Annotated in this window: 13 protein-coding genes and 1 other RNA gene; 9 read left to right on the forward strand and 5 right to left on the reverse strand. The window is 70.1% G+C overall.

All coding sequences use genetic code 11. The annotated features are described in order from the left end of the window. Positions 1–17: 17 nt before the first annotated feature. On the reverse strand, positions 18–983 hold the full coding sequence (gene tehA / locus GNX71_RS04485; RefSeq protein WP_206177210.1) for a dicarboxylate transporter/tellurite-resistance protein TehA: 966 nt from the start codon (positions 981–983) through the stop codon (positions 18–20). Between the two features lie 98 nt (positions 984–1081). Here tehA and GNX71_RS04490 point away from each other — a divergent pair, with 98 nt between their 5' ends. Next, positions 1082–2041 (forward strand): AraC family transcriptional regulator, encoded by a 960-nt coding sequence (locus GNX71_RS04490; RefSeq protein WP_206177211.1) that lies wholly within the window; start codon positions 1082–1084, stop codon positions 2039–2041. A gap of 18 nt (positions 2042–2059) precedes the next feature. On the opposite strand, the gene GNX71_RS04495 is transcribed toward GNX71_RS04490, so the two are convergent. Next, positions 2060–2956 (reverse strand): DMT family transporter, encoded by an 897-nt coding sequence (locus GNX71_RS04495; protein WP_206177212.1) that lies wholly within the window; start codon positions 2954–2956, stop codon positions 2060–2062. 112 nt (positions 2957–3068) lie between these two features. Here GNX71_RS04495 and GNX71_RS04500 point away from each other — a divergent pair, with 112 nt between their 5' ends. The 8 genes from GNX71_RS04500 to GNX71_RS04535 all read left to right on the forward strand — a co-directional run bounded on the left by GNX71_RS04500 (position 3069) and on the right by GNX71_RS04535 (position 10786). After that, on the forward strand, positions 3069–3866 hold the full coding sequence (locus GNX71_RS04500; protein WP_206177213.1) for a helix-turn-helix transcriptional regulator: 798 nt from the start codon (positions 3069–3071) through the stop codon (positions 3864–3866). A gap of 37 nt (positions 3867–3903) precedes the next feature. Then, positions 3904–4232, forward strand: an RNA gene (rnpB, locus tag GNX71_RS04505) — RNase P RNA component class A. Positions 4233–4399: 167 nt separating this feature from the next. After that, positions 4400–4843 (forward strand): MarR family transcriptional regulator, encoded by a 444-nt coding sequence (locus tag GNX71_RS04510; RefSeq protein ID WP_206179343.1) that lies wholly within the window; start codon positions 4400–4402, stop codon positions 4841–4843. Further along, a complete protein-coding gene (locus tag GNX71_RS04515) occupies positions 4844–6958 on the forward strand; it encodes an FUSC family protein (protein WP_206177214.1) in 2115 nt (704 codons plus the stop codon). Continuing rightward, positions 6955–7161: a DUF1656 domain-containing protein gene (locus GNX71_RS04520; protein WP_013539373.1), complete on the forward strand. Its 207-nt coding sequence runs from the start codon at positions 6955–6957 to the stop codon at positions 7159–7161. The genes GNX71_RS04515 and GNX71_RS04520 overlap by 4 nt, the downstream gene beginning before the upstream one ends. 13 nt (positions 7162–7174) lie before the next feature. Beyond that, entirely contained in the window at positions 7175–8098 is a 924-nt protein-coding gene (locus GNX71_RS04525; protein WP_206177215.1) for an HlyD family secretion protein, read from the forward strand. A 4-nt stretch (positions 8099–8102) separates the two neighbouring features. Further along, the gene (locus GNX71_RS04530) at positions 8103–9572 is read left to right on the forward strand and encodes a TolC family protein (RefSeq protein WP_206177216.1); all 1470 of its coding nucleotides are present in this window, start codon (positions 8103–8105) and stop codon (positions 9570–9572) included. Then, entirely contained in the window at positions 9569–10786 is a 1218-nt protein-coding gene (locus GNX71_RS04535) for a multidrug effflux MFS transporter (protein ID WP_206177217.1), read from the forward strand. The genes GNX71_RS04530 and GNX71_RS04535 overlap by 4 nt, the downstream gene beginning before the upstream one ends. 4 nt (positions 10787–10790) lie before the next feature. Here the strand turns inward: GNX71_RS04535 and GNX71_RS04540 are convergent, their stop codons facing one another. From GNX71_RS04540 to GNX71_RS04550, 3 genes are all read right to left on the reverse strand, one after another. After that, on the reverse strand, positions 10791–11369 hold the full coding sequence (locus GNX71_RS04540; RefSeq protein WP_206177218.1) for a hypothetical protein: 579 nt from the start codon (positions 11367–11369) through the stop codon (positions 10791–10793). A 99-nt stretch (positions 11370–11468) separates the two neighbouring features. Further along, the gene (locus GNX71_RS04545) at positions 11469–12194 is read right to left on the reverse strand and encodes an RNA pseudouridine synthase (protein ID WP_206177219.1); all 726 of its coding nucleotides are present in this window, start codon (positions 12192–12194) and stop codon (positions 11469–11471) included. Continuing rightward, positions 12191–13882: an MBL fold metallo-hydrolase gene (locus tag GNX71_RS04550; RefSeq protein ID WP_206177220.1), complete on the reverse strand. Its 1692-nt coding sequence runs from the start codon at positions 13880–13882 to the stop codon at positions 12191–12193. The genes GNX71_RS04545 and GNX71_RS04550 overlap by 4 nt, the downstream gene beginning before the upstream one ends. Between the last annotated feature and the right edge of the window lie 15 nt (positions 13883–13897).

Here is a 13897-nt window from a genome sequence, read left to right on the forward strand (position 1 = left end):
ACCAGCCCGTGACCGCTTCAGCGCGAGGGTGTTGCAGCAGGCAACAGGCGTCCTTGCAGCAGCAGCGCGATCGTCCTGACCGCCAGGAATCCGATGATCACGTTGGCCGCCGCGAAGGCCGCCGGCGCGACCCATTCGACAGGCCCGGTGGCGCCGGCCGTGACGAGGCGCATGGCCAGGGTCGGCAGCGCCGCCACGCCGAAGGTGAAGCCCCAGTACGACGGCGTGAAGGGCTGCCTTGCGATCCACGGCAAGAGGCGAAGGAGCAGCAGCGCCTGGAACAGGCCGTAGCCGAGCAGCACCTGCGCGAACAGGTCGGGCGCGCCGTGGTTCAGGCTCATGTACGTGACGCCGCCCACCACCGGCGGTGCGAGCTGGATGCCCAGCACGGGGCGCAGCGCTTCGGGCAGCGGCTCGCGTGTCGCTGCGCGGCCGAGGATCAGCGATTCGATGGCCAGCCACGAGAAGAGCCCCGCGCCGAAGAACCACATGCCCAGTTGCGGCCAGCCGAAGGCCGCAGCGGCTGTGCCGGCCACGAAGTTCTGCCCGACCGCCGGCAGGTAGAAGGCCGGCGTGACGAGTTCGGGCGCGAGCCCGCCCTGCCATGTTCGCCCGTAGAGCCAGAGGCCGAGCACGAGCGACGCGGCAATGGCCACCACGAACACGGCCAGCGCCAAAGTCCTCGCGTAGGGCTGCAGCGCCATCGCCGCGAGCATGCTGGCCAGCGGGACCAGCGACGCGAACGACGACTGCACCGGGTGGTTCATCTCGGCCCGTGCGGCGTCGCCGTGGCGCAGCCACTTGTGGGCATAGAGCGCCAGCAGCGCGAGCCACACCGCGAGGCTGCTCCATGTCGCGACATGGGCGATGTCTTGCGGCAAATGCCAGAGTGGCACCGCGACGCGCCAGGCATTGCCCAGCGCCAGCGCACCGACGGCAATGCCGAAATAGGAAACGGGAATGGGGGCACGCGCGGAAGTCATTCGGTTCACCTGAGAGGAGGATCGGTGAATGAATTCTGAGCGCCGGAGGTAAGATTTTGAATGCTCTACAGCCTCTGTAAATTGCTCCATCGTCTCAAATGAACCCGCACGCCGATCCCCTGAGCGAACTCGTCGACTGGCTCGGCCTGCGCGGCCGCATGGACCTGCACTGCCTGTTCGGCGAGGATTGGGCGGCACCGCACGAGGCCATCGGCCCGTGGCGCGCGCCCTTTCATATCGTGCTGCGCGGGCGCTGCGAACTCTGGCTGCCCGAGAGCCGCACGCTGGTGCCGCTGGAGGAGGGGAGTCTCGTGATCCTGCCGCGCGGGCCGGCGCATGTGCTGCGCACCGCCGGGCTGCAGGGCGAGGGCCGCGCGATCCGCCTGCGGACGGGCGAGCTGCTCGATCTCAAGACCAACCTCCGGCGCCCCGAGAAGGCGGACACCGACATCCTCTGCGGCGAATTCGAGTTCCCCGGCCGGCGCCGCAGTGTGCTGCTGGAGGCGCTGCCCGAACCCTTGGTGATCGCCTTCGCCGGCCGCCCCGGGTTCGCGTGGCTCGAAGGACTGGTGCGGCTCATGGCGCAAGAGATTTCGCAGCAACGCGCCGGCGCCGCAGCCATCGTGGCGCAGCTGTCAGGCACGCTGTTCACGCTGGCGGTGCGCGCGCACCTGGAGACGCGGCCCGAGCTCAGCGGCGTGCTCGGCCTCATGGCCAGCCCGCGTCTTGCGCCTGGCCTGCAGGCGATGCTGGCGCAGCCGCAGGAACCCTGGACCGTGGCGTCGCTGGCCGCGCGCTGCCATCTCTCGCGCGCCACCTTCGCACGCGAATTCACGCGGCGCGTGGGCACCGGGCCGCTCGAATTCCTGACGACGCTGCGCATGGAGCTGGCCTCGCGCCTGCTCGCGCAAGGCGGGCAGGGCGCGCGGGATATGGCCAGCATCGGCGAGGCGGTCGGCTACCGCTCGGAGGCCGCATTCAACCGCGCGTTCGCGCGGCACGCGGGGATCACGCCGGGGCGGTTCCGGCGGGGCGCGAACGACATGAAGGCCGGCTGACGCAGATCAGGCACTCACTCAGGAGCCGGCCAGCGAACGCGCCCGCAGCGGCGCTTTCCAGAGCTCGGCCAGCAGCACGCCCGCCACCGTCAGGACGCCGCCCACCGCGTGGTACGCCGCGAGCGATTCGCCGATCACCACCGCCGCGATCACCGCGGTGAACAGCGGGATCAGGTTGAAGAACATGCTCGCGCGGCTCGGCCCGATGTGGGCCACTGTGTGCATCCACACCAGCGGCGCGACCATCGAGGCTCCCAGGCCCGCGAAGCCGATCAGCGGCAGGTTGGCGGCCGACAGGCCCATCCTCGGCGTGAGCAGGTAGAGCGGCAGCAGCGCGACGACGGCCATCACGATCTGCAGGTAGAGCAGTTGCAGTGCGGGCACGTCCTTCATGCCCCAGCGCTTGAGCAGGATCACGTAGACGGCGTAGGCCAGCATCGCGAGCAGCATCAGGCCGTCGCCCATGTTCGCGCCGCTCTTCGTCAGCAGGCCGAGGTCGCCCGACGACACCACCACCAGCACGCCCATGATCGACAGCAGCGAGCCCGCCACCGCGCCGGCCGTGAGCCGCTGGCCCAGCAGCACGATCGACAACCCCAGCACCATCATCGGCGTGAGCGAGCCGATGATGCCCATGTGGGTGGCCGTGGTCATGTAGGCCGCGTAGTAGGCCAGGCTCTGGTAGACCACCATGCCCAGGAGGCCGAGCACCGCGATGCGGCCCAGCTGCGGGCGGATCGCCGACCAGTTGCGCAGCACCGGCCGCAGCGCCAGCGGCGTGAAGAGCAGGGCGGCCAGCAGCCAGCGATAGAAACTGATCTCGGCCGGGGCGATGGCGCCCGCGGCCATCTTGCTGACGACGGTGTTGCCCGACCAGATGACGACGGCGAGCAGGGGAAAGGCGTAAAGCCACATGGAGACGGTCCTTGGAGTGCAGACCTATCATCGGCGCGTCCGTCCTGAGGCATATAGCTCGATCAGGACATATCGTCCGGAATTCCGGACCTTCTTCGCCCTGGGATACCGAATGGCCACGCCCGCGACGCGCTTTGTCGAGATCCAGAACGTCGAGGGGATGGCGGGCCCCTTCTATTTCCGGTACGACGAGTTCGGTGCCGACGTGCGGGCCGCGCCGCACAGCCACACCTGGGGCCACCTGAACTACGCCGCGCACGGCACGATGCAGATGGAAACGGAAGGCCTGCGCTTTCTGTCGCCGCCGCAGTACGCGGTGTGGATTCCGCCGACGGTGGTGCACAGCTGCACGCTGCGGCATGCGGTGGTCTACCGCTCGATCTACATCACGCGCGACCTGTGCGAGCGGCTGCCTTCGGAGCCCTGCACGGTGCGCATCAGCCCGATCATCCGCAGCGTGCTGGCCGACTTCGCGGCGCGCGATGTGCATGTGCCCTCGACGCCGGCCGACCTGCGCCTCGCGCACGTGGTGGTCGACCAGCTGGCCGTGGCCGAGGTGCAGCGCTGCTACCTGCCGGCGGCCGCCGCGCCCGCGCTCGTCAGCGTGCTCGAGGCGCTGCAGGCGAACCCCGGCGACCATCGCTCGTTCGCCGAATGGGCCGAGAGCGTGCACATGACCGAGCGCACGCTCGCGCGCCAGTGCCAGCGCGAACTGGGCATGTCCTTCGGCGACTGGCGCCAGCGGCTTCGCTTCCTGCGCGCCATCGATGCATTGGAGGCGGGCCGCACGGTGCAGGAGATCGCGTTCGACCTGGGCTACAGCACCGCGTCGGCGTTCATCGCGATGTTCCAGCGCGAGGCCGGGACCACGCCGGAGCAGTACAGAAAAGAGTTCTGCGGCATTGCCTGAAAAGGCCGTTGGCGCGCCGGGCGATAATCCACCTCGTGAAGCACGCCAGACCGCCGCTGGTGCAAGTCTCGAAAGAGCGCACTGGAGGAACGTCCGGACTGCAAAGGACAGCGCAGGAGTTAACGACTCTCCACCGTGAGGTGAGGATCAGAGCAACAGAGACGAGCCGATTAAGTTCGGGTGAAACGGGCAATCTCTGCGCGCAGCAACACCAAGTAGGCCAGTATTGAGGTGGTTCCGCTGAGCTGGCGGGTAGGTGGCATCGAGCCGTTTGGCGACAAACGGCCCAGAGTAATGGCGGTCACGCCGAGGGCTTCGCAAGAGGCCTTCGGTGCACAGAATCCGGCTTATCGGCGGGCTTCACACTTTTCTTCTTTCCCCCGTTTTTCCTTTCCCGGCTTTCCGGCGCCCGAGGCGGGCGCCAGCGTTGCCGCTGCACGGATTGGTAGTTACCCGTATAATAGATAGCAAGCTAACTAATTGCTATCGACGTGCCCACCCCCAAAAACACCCAGACCCGCGAACACGCGCTCATGCACCTGGGCATGTCGTTGTCCACGCTGCAGCGCTCCTACCGTGCCGTGGCCGACAAGGCGGTGGCCCACGTCGGCGTGTCGCAGACGCTGGCCTGGCCGATCGTGATGATCGGACGCATGGGCGACGGCATGCGCCAGGGTGTGCTCGCCGAGGTGCTGGGCATCGAAGGGCCGTCGCTGGTGCGCTCGGTCGATCAATTGGTGGAGGCGGGCTTCGTGCGGCGCCTCGAAGACCCGGCCGACCGCCGCGCCAAGACCCTGCACCTCACACCCACCGGCGTGACCGCCTGCGCCGCCCTCGAAGCCTCGTTGAGCGAGATGCGAAGCACGCTGTTCGAGGGCGTCAGCGACGACGACATCGCCGCATGCCTGCGCGTCTTCGCCACGCTCGAGGAGCGCCTGGGCCGCAACGCCCTGGCCGCACAGGAAGGCCGCAAGTAGATGGCCGCGCTCCGCCTGCCGCGCTTCAGCCGCGCGGAGCTCCTGTTCTCCGGCAAGAGCTTCGCCGCCGCGATGCTCGCGATGTACCTCGCCAGCCGGGCCGGCCTGCCGCGTCCGTTCTGGGCGCTCATGACCACCTACATCGTGGCCCATCCGCTGGCCGGCGCAGTGCGCTCCAAGGCGGTGTACCGCTTCGCCGGCACGCTCATCGGCAGCACGGCGACGGTGCTGCTGGTGCCTGCGCTTTCGAACGCGCCTGAACTGCTGACGCTGGTGCTCGCGCTGTGGGTCGGCCTGTGCCTGTGCATCTCGCTCCTCGACCGCACGCCGCGCTCGTACGTCTTCATGCTCGCGGGATACACCGCCGCGCTGATCGGCTTCCCGTCGGTGCAGACGCCGCTGGTGCTCTTCGACACCGCCGTGGCGCGCGTCGAGGAGATTGGCCTCGGCATCTTCTGCGCCACGCTGATCCACAGCCTCGTGCTGCCCACGGGTCTTGCGCCCACGGTGCTGGGCCTGCTCGACCGCACGCTGCAGGATGCGCGCAAATGGCTCGGCGACCTGCTGCAGCCGGCCGGCCGCAAGAGCGATGCCGACCCCAAGCGCCTGGACGACGACCGCCGCCGCCTCGCGGGCGACATCACGCAGCTGCGCCTGCTCTCCACCCATGTGCCCTTCGACACCACGCACCTGCGCTGGACGGCCGGCGCGATCCGCGCGATGCAGGACCGCGTTGCCGCGCTCACGCCCGCGCTCTCGGCCGTCGAAGACCGGCTGCGCGCGCTCGAACAGGCCGAAGGTGCGCTCGCCCCCGACGTCGCCGCCGTGCTCGCGCATGCGGCGCAATGGCTGCGCGCAGAAGCCGAACCCGCGAGCGACAACGCCGCGCGCGCCGAACGCCTGCAAGCCCTTCGCAATGCCATCGCCGCACTGAGCGCCACGCCGCAATCCGGCAACGGTGCGCAACCCACCGCATGGGGCCGCGCCCTGCGCATCGGCCTCGCCGGCCGCCTCGAAGAACTGGTCGATGGTTGGACCGCCTGCGCCCAGCTGCGCCTCGATATCGACGAAGGCCTCCAGGGCGCCGCCCCGTTGCGCCGCACGGCTGCGCTCGGCAGCCGCGCATTGCACCGCGACTACGGCATGGCGCTGCTCTCCGCACTGGCGGCCGTCATCGCCATCTGCCTTTGCGGCGCGTTCTGGATCTTCACCGGCTGGACCATGGGCTCGGTCGCCACCATGATGGCCGCGGTCTTCTGCTGCTTCTTCGCGACCATGGACGACCCGGTGCCGGCGATCCACGGCTTCCTGAAGTGGACGCTGTGGTCCGTTCCCATCTCCGCGGTCTACGTGCTGGTGCTCATGCCCACGGTGCAAGACTTCGGCATGCTGGTCGCGATCTGCGCGCCGCTCTTCCTGGTGCTGGGCCTCTACCTGCCGCGGCCGGCCTACTTCATGCCCGCGATGGCGATGGTCTTCGGCGTGGCCGGCACGCTCGCGCTGCACGACACCGCCAGCGCCGACCTCGTGAGCTTCATCAACAGCACGATCGGCCAGATCGTCGGCGTGGTGGTCGCGGCCCGCGTCACGCGCATCGTGCGCTCGGTGGGCGCCGACTGGAGCGCGCGCCGCATCCAGCGCGCGACCTGGCGCGAGCTCGGCGAGATGGCCGCTTCTTCGCAGCCGCAGTACGCTCAGAGTGACGCCTACGCGGTGCGCATGCTCGACCGCATCGGCCTGCTCGCACCGCGCATTGCCCAGGCCGGCGGCAGCGTCGAGGGCGTGGCCGCCAACGACGCGCTGCGCGACCTGCGCATGGGCGCCGACATCGCGGTGCTGCAGCGCGTGCGCGCCCAATTGCCGCTGGCCACCTCGGCCGCGCTGCTGGGCGGCATCTCGCGCTTCTTCCGCCAGCGCGGCGAGGGCCGTATGACGCCGCGGCCACAAGGCCTGCTGCCGCAGATCGATGAAGCGCTCAACGCGGTGCTCGCCGCGCGCGATACGTCTTCGGCGTCGCGCTCCGCCGTCACTGCGCTGGTGGGCCTGCGCCGCAACCTGTTCCCCGACGCACCGCCAACGCTCGCGGCCGTCATTCCCCAAGGAGCTTCCGCATGATCGGCGAAGCCAGTTTCTACGGCCTCTACCTGCCATGGCTCATGGTGCTCGCCGCCGGTGCGCTGCTCGCGCTCTGGGGCGTGCGCCGCCTGCTCGCGGCCACCGGCCTCTACCGCTGGGTGTGGCACCCGGCGCTGTTCGACATGGCGCTCTACCTGCTGCTGCTCTATGCGCTGAGCCGCCTCACCTCCCACCTTCAATGACGAAGAGATTCCCATGACAGCCAGTTCTTCTTCAGACAACTCCCGGATACAGCGCCTGCTGCGCGTCCTCCTCACCGTGGCCGTGGTGGCCGCGGCCGTCTGGGCCGGCTTCCGGCTCTGGGACCACTACGAGCTCGCGCCATGGACGCGCGACGGCCGCGTGCGCGCCAACGTGGTCCAGATCGCGCCCGACGTGTCGGGCCTCGTCACCGCCGTGCCGATCCACGACAACCAATCGGTCGCTGCCGGCACGCTGCTGTTCGAGGTGGACCGCGCCCGCTACGACCTCGCCGTGCGCCAGGCCCAGGCCGCGCTTTCCGCGCAACGCGCCGCGAGCGCGCAGGTGCAGCGCGAGAACGCGCGCAACACGGGCCTGGACGAACTCGTCTCCAAGGAAGCGCGCGAACAGACCCGTTCGCGCGTCGAGCAGATGCAGGCCGCCGTCGCGCAGGCCGAAGTGGCGCTCGATTCCGCGCGCCTGAACCTGCAGCGCGCCCAGGTGCGCGCGCCGGCCGATGGCCTCGTCACCAACCTCGACCTGCGCCAGGGCAGCTACGCCGCAGCGGGCCGGCCGGTGCTCGCGCTGGTCGACGCGCAGTCGTTCTATGTCGAAGGCTATTTCGAGGAAACGAAACTGCCGCGCATCCATCTGGGCGACCGCGTGCGCGTCACGCCGATGGGCGGCGGCGCGGTGCTCGAAGGTTCGGTCGACAGCGTGGCCGCCGGCATTGCCGATCGCGACCGCTCCACCAGCGCGAACCTGCTGCCCAGCGTGAACCCGACCTTCAACTGGGTGCGGCTCGCGCAGCGCATTCCGGTGCGCGTGAAGCTCGATCCGCTGCCCGAAGGCGCACGGCTCGTGGCGGGCCAGACCGTGACCGTGCAGGTGCTGGATCGCGTCGCCGCCCGCGGTGCCGCCGCGCCGCAGAAGGGATGACGCCATGACCCGCTTCGCTTTTCGCATGGCCTCATTGGCGGTTGCCGCCGGGCTCGCCGCATGCGCGGCGGTCGGGCCCGACTACAAGCAACCCGCCGATGCGCTCGCCAGCCAGCCCGCCGCCGCAAAGCCTTTCGCCGAGGCGCCCGCGAATGCCGCGCCGCTGCCCCCGCACTGGTGGCGCCTGTACCAAGACCCTCTGCTCGACAAGCTCGTCACGCAAGCCCTCGCGCACAACACCGACCTGCGCCAGGCCGTCGCGAACCTCGAACGCGAGCGTGCCATCGAGTCCGAAGTGGCCGGCGCCGAGCGCCCCACGCTGGGCGTGAGCGGCGGCCCGTCGTTCGGCCACGTGTCGGGCCTCTCGCTGCTGCAGAAGGGCTACGAGCCGCCGAGCCGCTTCAACTACAGCGCGGGTGCATCGCTCTCCTACCAGGTCGACCTGTTCGGCCAGATCCGCCGCAGCATCGAAGCGGCCGGCGCCAGCACCGAAGCCGCCGCCGCCGCACTCGATCTCGTGCGTGTGAACGTCGCTGCCGGTACCGCTCGCGCCTACGCCGAGGCCTGCTCGACGGGCCTGCGCCTGCAGATCGCGCAGAAGTCCATCGCCCTGCAGCAAGACGCGGTGAACGTCACCGACCGCCTGCAGCGCGCCGGCCGCGCCGGTGCCATCGACACCGGCCGCGCGCGCGCGCAACTGCAGCAGTTGAACGCCACCGTGCCCCCGCTGAAGGCCGAGCGCCAGGGCGCGCTCTACCGCCTCGCCACGCTGACCGGCGCGCTGCCGCAGGACTTCCCGCGCGAGGTCGCTGACTGCACCGTGCCCCCGCGCGTGGCCGGCACGTTGCCCGTGGGCGATGGCGCGGCCCTGCTGCGCCGCCGCCCCGACATTCGTCAGGCCGAGCGCAGCCTGGCCGCATCGACCGCGCGCATCGGCGTGGCCACGGCCGATCTCTATCCGAAGGTCACGCTCGGCCTCTCGGCTTCATCGGTCGGTCCCGCCACCGACTTCGGCCGCAAGGACACGATGAGCTTCAGCATGGGCCCGCTGATCTCCTGGACCATTCCCAACACCGGCATCGCGCAGGCCCGCATTGCCGAGGCCGAGGCCGGCACGCGCGGCGCACTCGCGAAGTTCGACGGCACCGTGCTCACCGCGCTGCGCGAAACCGAGACCGCGCTCGGCACGTATGCCCGCGAACTCGACCGCCGCGCCGCCCTGCAGGCCTCGCGCGACGAAAGCGCGAAGGTCGCGGCGCAGGCGCGCCAGCTTTATCAGAACGGCCGCACCGCCTATCTCGACGCGCTCGATGCCGAGCGCTCGCTCGCGGCAAGCGATGCGGCCCTGGCGGCCAGCGAAGCGCAACTGGCCGACGACCAGGTGGTGTTGTTCATGGCGCTCGGCGGCGGCTGGGAGCCTGATGAATCCAGCGCCGTTGCGCTCGACAGGAACACGGCGACCGTGAAGCAATGACCTCGACCGAAGCGCTTTCGCCACGGCCGCACGCGCCGCTGTGGCTGCTCGCGCTGGTCACCTTCAGCGGCACGCTGGCCATGCACATCTTCGTGCCCGCCTTGCCGATCGCCGCGAAGAGCCTGGGCGCCGGCATCAGCGCGATGCAGATGACGGTGAGCCTCTACATCTTCGGCCTCGCCGTGGGGCAGTTGCTGTACGGCCCGATGGCCGACCGCTTCGGCCGGCGCCCCGTGCTGCTGTTCGGGCTCGGCCTCTACTCGGCGGCGGGGCTCGTCGCCGCGCTCGCGCCGGATGTGCATGCGCTCATCACCGCCAGGCTGTTCCAGGCCATCGGCGGCTGCGCCGGCCTCGTGCTGGGCCGCAGCATCGTGCGCGACACCGCCGGCCCGCAGGAGGCCACGCGCCGCCTCGCGCTGATGAACCTGATGGTCACTGTGGGCCCGAGCATCGCGCCGCTGGTCGGCGGCGCGCTTGCCACCGCGCTCGGATGGCGCTCGATCTTCTATGCGCTCTTCGCGCTCGGCATCGTCGGACTGCTCTTCACCTGGCGCCTGCTGCCCGAGACCGGCACGCCGGGCGCGCGGCTCGACGCATCGGCGCTCGCGCGCAACTACGGGCAACTGCTGCGCTCGCCCGCGTTCCTCGGCTTCTCGATCGGCGGCGGCTGCGCGACCACCTCGATGTACGCCTTCATCGCCTCCGCGCCGTTCATCTTCGTGGACCAGCTGCACCGCCCGGCGCACGAGGCGGGCATCTACCTCGCCATCCTGGTGTCGGGCGTGTGGCTCGGCAGCTTTCTCACGAGCCACCTGATCCAGCGCGTGCGCGTCGACCGCCTCATGATCCGCTCGAACGCGCTCAGCGTGCTCGCGGCCTTCGTGCTGCTGGGCGGGGTGCTGATGGGGCATCTCTCGGTGGCGCTGGCCGTGGGCGCGATGTTCCTTTTCACCGTCGGCGCGGGCATGGCCTCGCCGGCCGCGCTGACGCAGGCGATCAGCGTCAACCCGCAGGTCATCGGATCGGCCTCGGGCCTCTATGGGTCCACGCAGATGGCGGTGGGCGCGCTGTGCACGGCGCTGGCCGGCATGGGCCACACGAATCCGGCAATGGCCGCGGCCATCGTGCTGGCCGGGGCGGGCATCGTGGCGCAGTTGTCGTTCGCGGTGGCGCTGCGCCACCAGAAGAAGCTGGCCGGCGCGACCGCAGCCTGAGCGCTCAGCGCGTGAACAGCCAGCCGCCCTTGGGCTGGCGCATCAGCTCGTGGTGGCGGATCGAGTGCTCCTCGCCGTCGTCGCCCACGTAGACCACGTCGAAGCGCAACAGCTTCGGCGACACCATTTTCCAGTTCTGGATGCGCTTGACGGTCACGCAGGCCGTCTTGTCGTGGTACTGCATCTGCGCCATCGGGCCGCCCTGGAAGCCGGTGCCGTCGAACAGCCGCCCCGGCGCCGCGAAGGGGTTGAGCACGGCGCCGTTGCGCTCGGTGATGCAGCCTTCGGTCCGCACGAACGATTCGATGGTCGGCGCCGCGCCGCGGACCACCTTGGTCACGGCCGGGCTGGGCGTCTTGCCGCCGATGGCTTCGCGGATGCGCTCCACCTGCTCGCCGGTGATCGGTGCGAGCCCGTCTTTAGACACCACCGCGGGCGGCGGGGCGGGCGGCGCGGCTGCCGCGGCGGACTCGGGCGCCGGTTGCAGCGAAGCGAAGAAGCTGCAACCCGCAAGCAGTGCCACGGGCACCGTGGAAGCCAGCGCGGTGGCCGTGGTTCTGGTTTTGGTTCTTCTGAATTTCATGGCTCGGTCTCCCTGTCGGCGGCGCTAGGCCGCTTGCTGAAAATTTCAGGCCGCAAGCACGAGGCAGGCGGCGCGTCGTTTTTCTCTTTCTCCGCGATATCAAAAACGTTCGTGCGGTGCCAGGTAGCGCCACTGGCCGGGCTGCAACCCCGCGAGTGGCACGCGCCCGATGCGGATACGCCGCATCGCGACGATGGTCAGGCCCATCTGGTCGCACAGGTGCGCGATCTGCCCGGGCCGCGCGCCCTTGAGCGCGAAGCGCAGGCCGGTCTGCTTGCCGTCCTCGGCCTGGCGGCCGATGCTCACGCGCGCGGGCGAGCGCTCGAAGCGCACGAGCACCTCGGGGCTCACCGTGCCGGCCACGTCGACCATCACCTCGTGCTCGAGGATGCCCGCGTCTTCCTGCAGCTTGCGCTCGATGCGGAACTCCTGCGTATAGGCCACGAGGCCGCTCGCGCCGGTCTCCAGCGGCGTCATGCAGTGCTGCCCCTTCACATGCGCCGGCAGGAATTTCTGGCCGGCACGCTCGGGCTCGTGGTGGTTCGCGGCCACCAGCAGCTTGAAGGCGTTGTCGGTCGGCATGCCGGCCGGCTTGTACAGCAGCATCGTCACGGGCACCACCGGCTCGGGCCTGGCGCCGGCCGCGATCTCGACCTGCTGGTGTGCCTGCACGCGCGACTGCGGCAACTGCGCGGGCACGCCATCGACGCGCACCGCGCCGTTCTCGATCAGCAGTTCGGCCTCGCGCCGCGATACGCCAGCGAGGGCGGCCACGCGCTTGGCGAGGCGGATGCCTTCGTCGTCGGGAGCGTTGTTGTTCTTCATCGGGCGCCCGTCTGTTGTTGTTGCTGTTGCTGCTGGATGCGCGCCACATGCGCGGCCAGCGAACGCGCGGCGACCGGCCACATGCGCTCGGGCACATCGTCATAGGCGATCGGCAGCCATTGCTCGGGCGTGCCATCGGGAAGCTTGTGCATGGCCGCGGCGATCTTGGCCTCGCGCTTGAGGCGGTGCGCCTTCAGCTGCGCGATGGCGCTGCGCGCAAAGCCGATCACGTAGCCGTGGGCCGGCAGGATGAATTCGACGACGCCCGCGGCGCAGGCTACATCCAGCGTGTCCAGCGAATCGAGGTAGGCCGTCATGTCGCCGTCGGGCGGATCGACCACCGTCGTGCTGCCGTTCAGGATGTGGTCGCCCGAGAACAGCAGGCCGTCTTCCTCGAGCACCAGGCACAGGTGGTTGGCCGCGTGGCCGGGCGTGTGGATCACCCGCAGCGTGTGGCTGATGGGCTCGCCCTCGGCGGTGGTGCCCGAGAGCGTCAGGCGCTCGCCGTTTTCCAGCGAACGCTCGGGCGTGAAGCGCGCCGTGGCGCGCGCGGTCGGTGCGGAGGGAAGGCCCAGGATCGGCGGCTTCTGCGCCTTGCACAGCGCCTGCAGCGGCGCGGCGCCGGGCGAATGGTCGGCATGCGAATGCGTGCAGACGATCATGCGGATGTCGCCGTGCGTGAGGCGCCAGAGGCGGCCGATGTGGTCGAAGTCGTTCGGGCCCGGGTCGATCACCAAGTAGCCGGTGGCCGCATCGCCCACGATGTAGGTGTTGGTGCCCGGGCCGGTCATGGCACTCGGGTTGGGTGCGGTGAGGCGCTGCACGTTCTTCAGGAGCGCCACCGGCTGCTCGCTCTGCCAGTCGAGCGCGTGCACGAGCTGGCCGTCGGGGCAGACCAGTGCAAGCTCTCCGTAGGGCGAATCGCTTTCCATGTAGCGCACGTCCTCGCCCTTGAGGAAGCCGGCGCGCGGGCAGCTGGTCCAGAGAGGCGCCTCGCCATTGCCGCCGGGCGCGCAGGCCGCGAGCACCGCATCGACCGTTGCATAGGCCGCCATGCGCTGCAGCGTGCGCACGGTCGGGAAGATCATGAAGAAGTCGCCCGCCGCGTGGCGCGCGAGCGCATCGGCGGGGCGCACCCAGCTGGGCTCGAACTGCTCGCTCTCATCGGCCGTGGGCTCCTGGCCCTCGGGCATGCGTGCCACGAGAAAGGGCACGTCGAAGCGCTTGGGCAGGTCGCGGTCGGTGATCCAGTGCGCGAAGGTGAACACCTGGTCGGACGCCAGCACCAGCCCGTGCGCCGCGCACTGGTCGGCGAAGCCGGTGCCCGCGGTGGCGTTGCGGTCCATCGAGGCGATGTCTTCGGCGCCCACCGGGCGGCCGTCGGCGTGGTGTGCGAGCAGCACGCCCAGTTCCTCGAAAGCCTCGCGGATGGCCGCGATGGCCTGGGTGCGTTGTGCGCGGCTCTGGGTGGGGCGACGGGTGGCGATGCGCTTGGCGGCTTCGTCGGCCGCGTCGATGTGGCCGCCGGGGAAAACATAGGCGCCCGGCGCAAAGCTCGCGGTGGCCGAGCGGCGGGTCATCAGCACCTCGATGCCGGCGGGCGTGTCGCGCAGCAGCAGCACGGTGGCGGCGGCGCGCACGGGCGCAGGCTCGCGCGCGGGGTGGATCAGTTGGGAGAAGCGGACCATGGGGGGATTATGGGG

The organism is Variovorax sp. RKNM96 (assembly GCF_017161115.1).
GTDB lineage: Bacteria > Pseudomonadota > Gammaproteobacteria > Burkholderiales > Burkholderiaceae_C > Variovorax.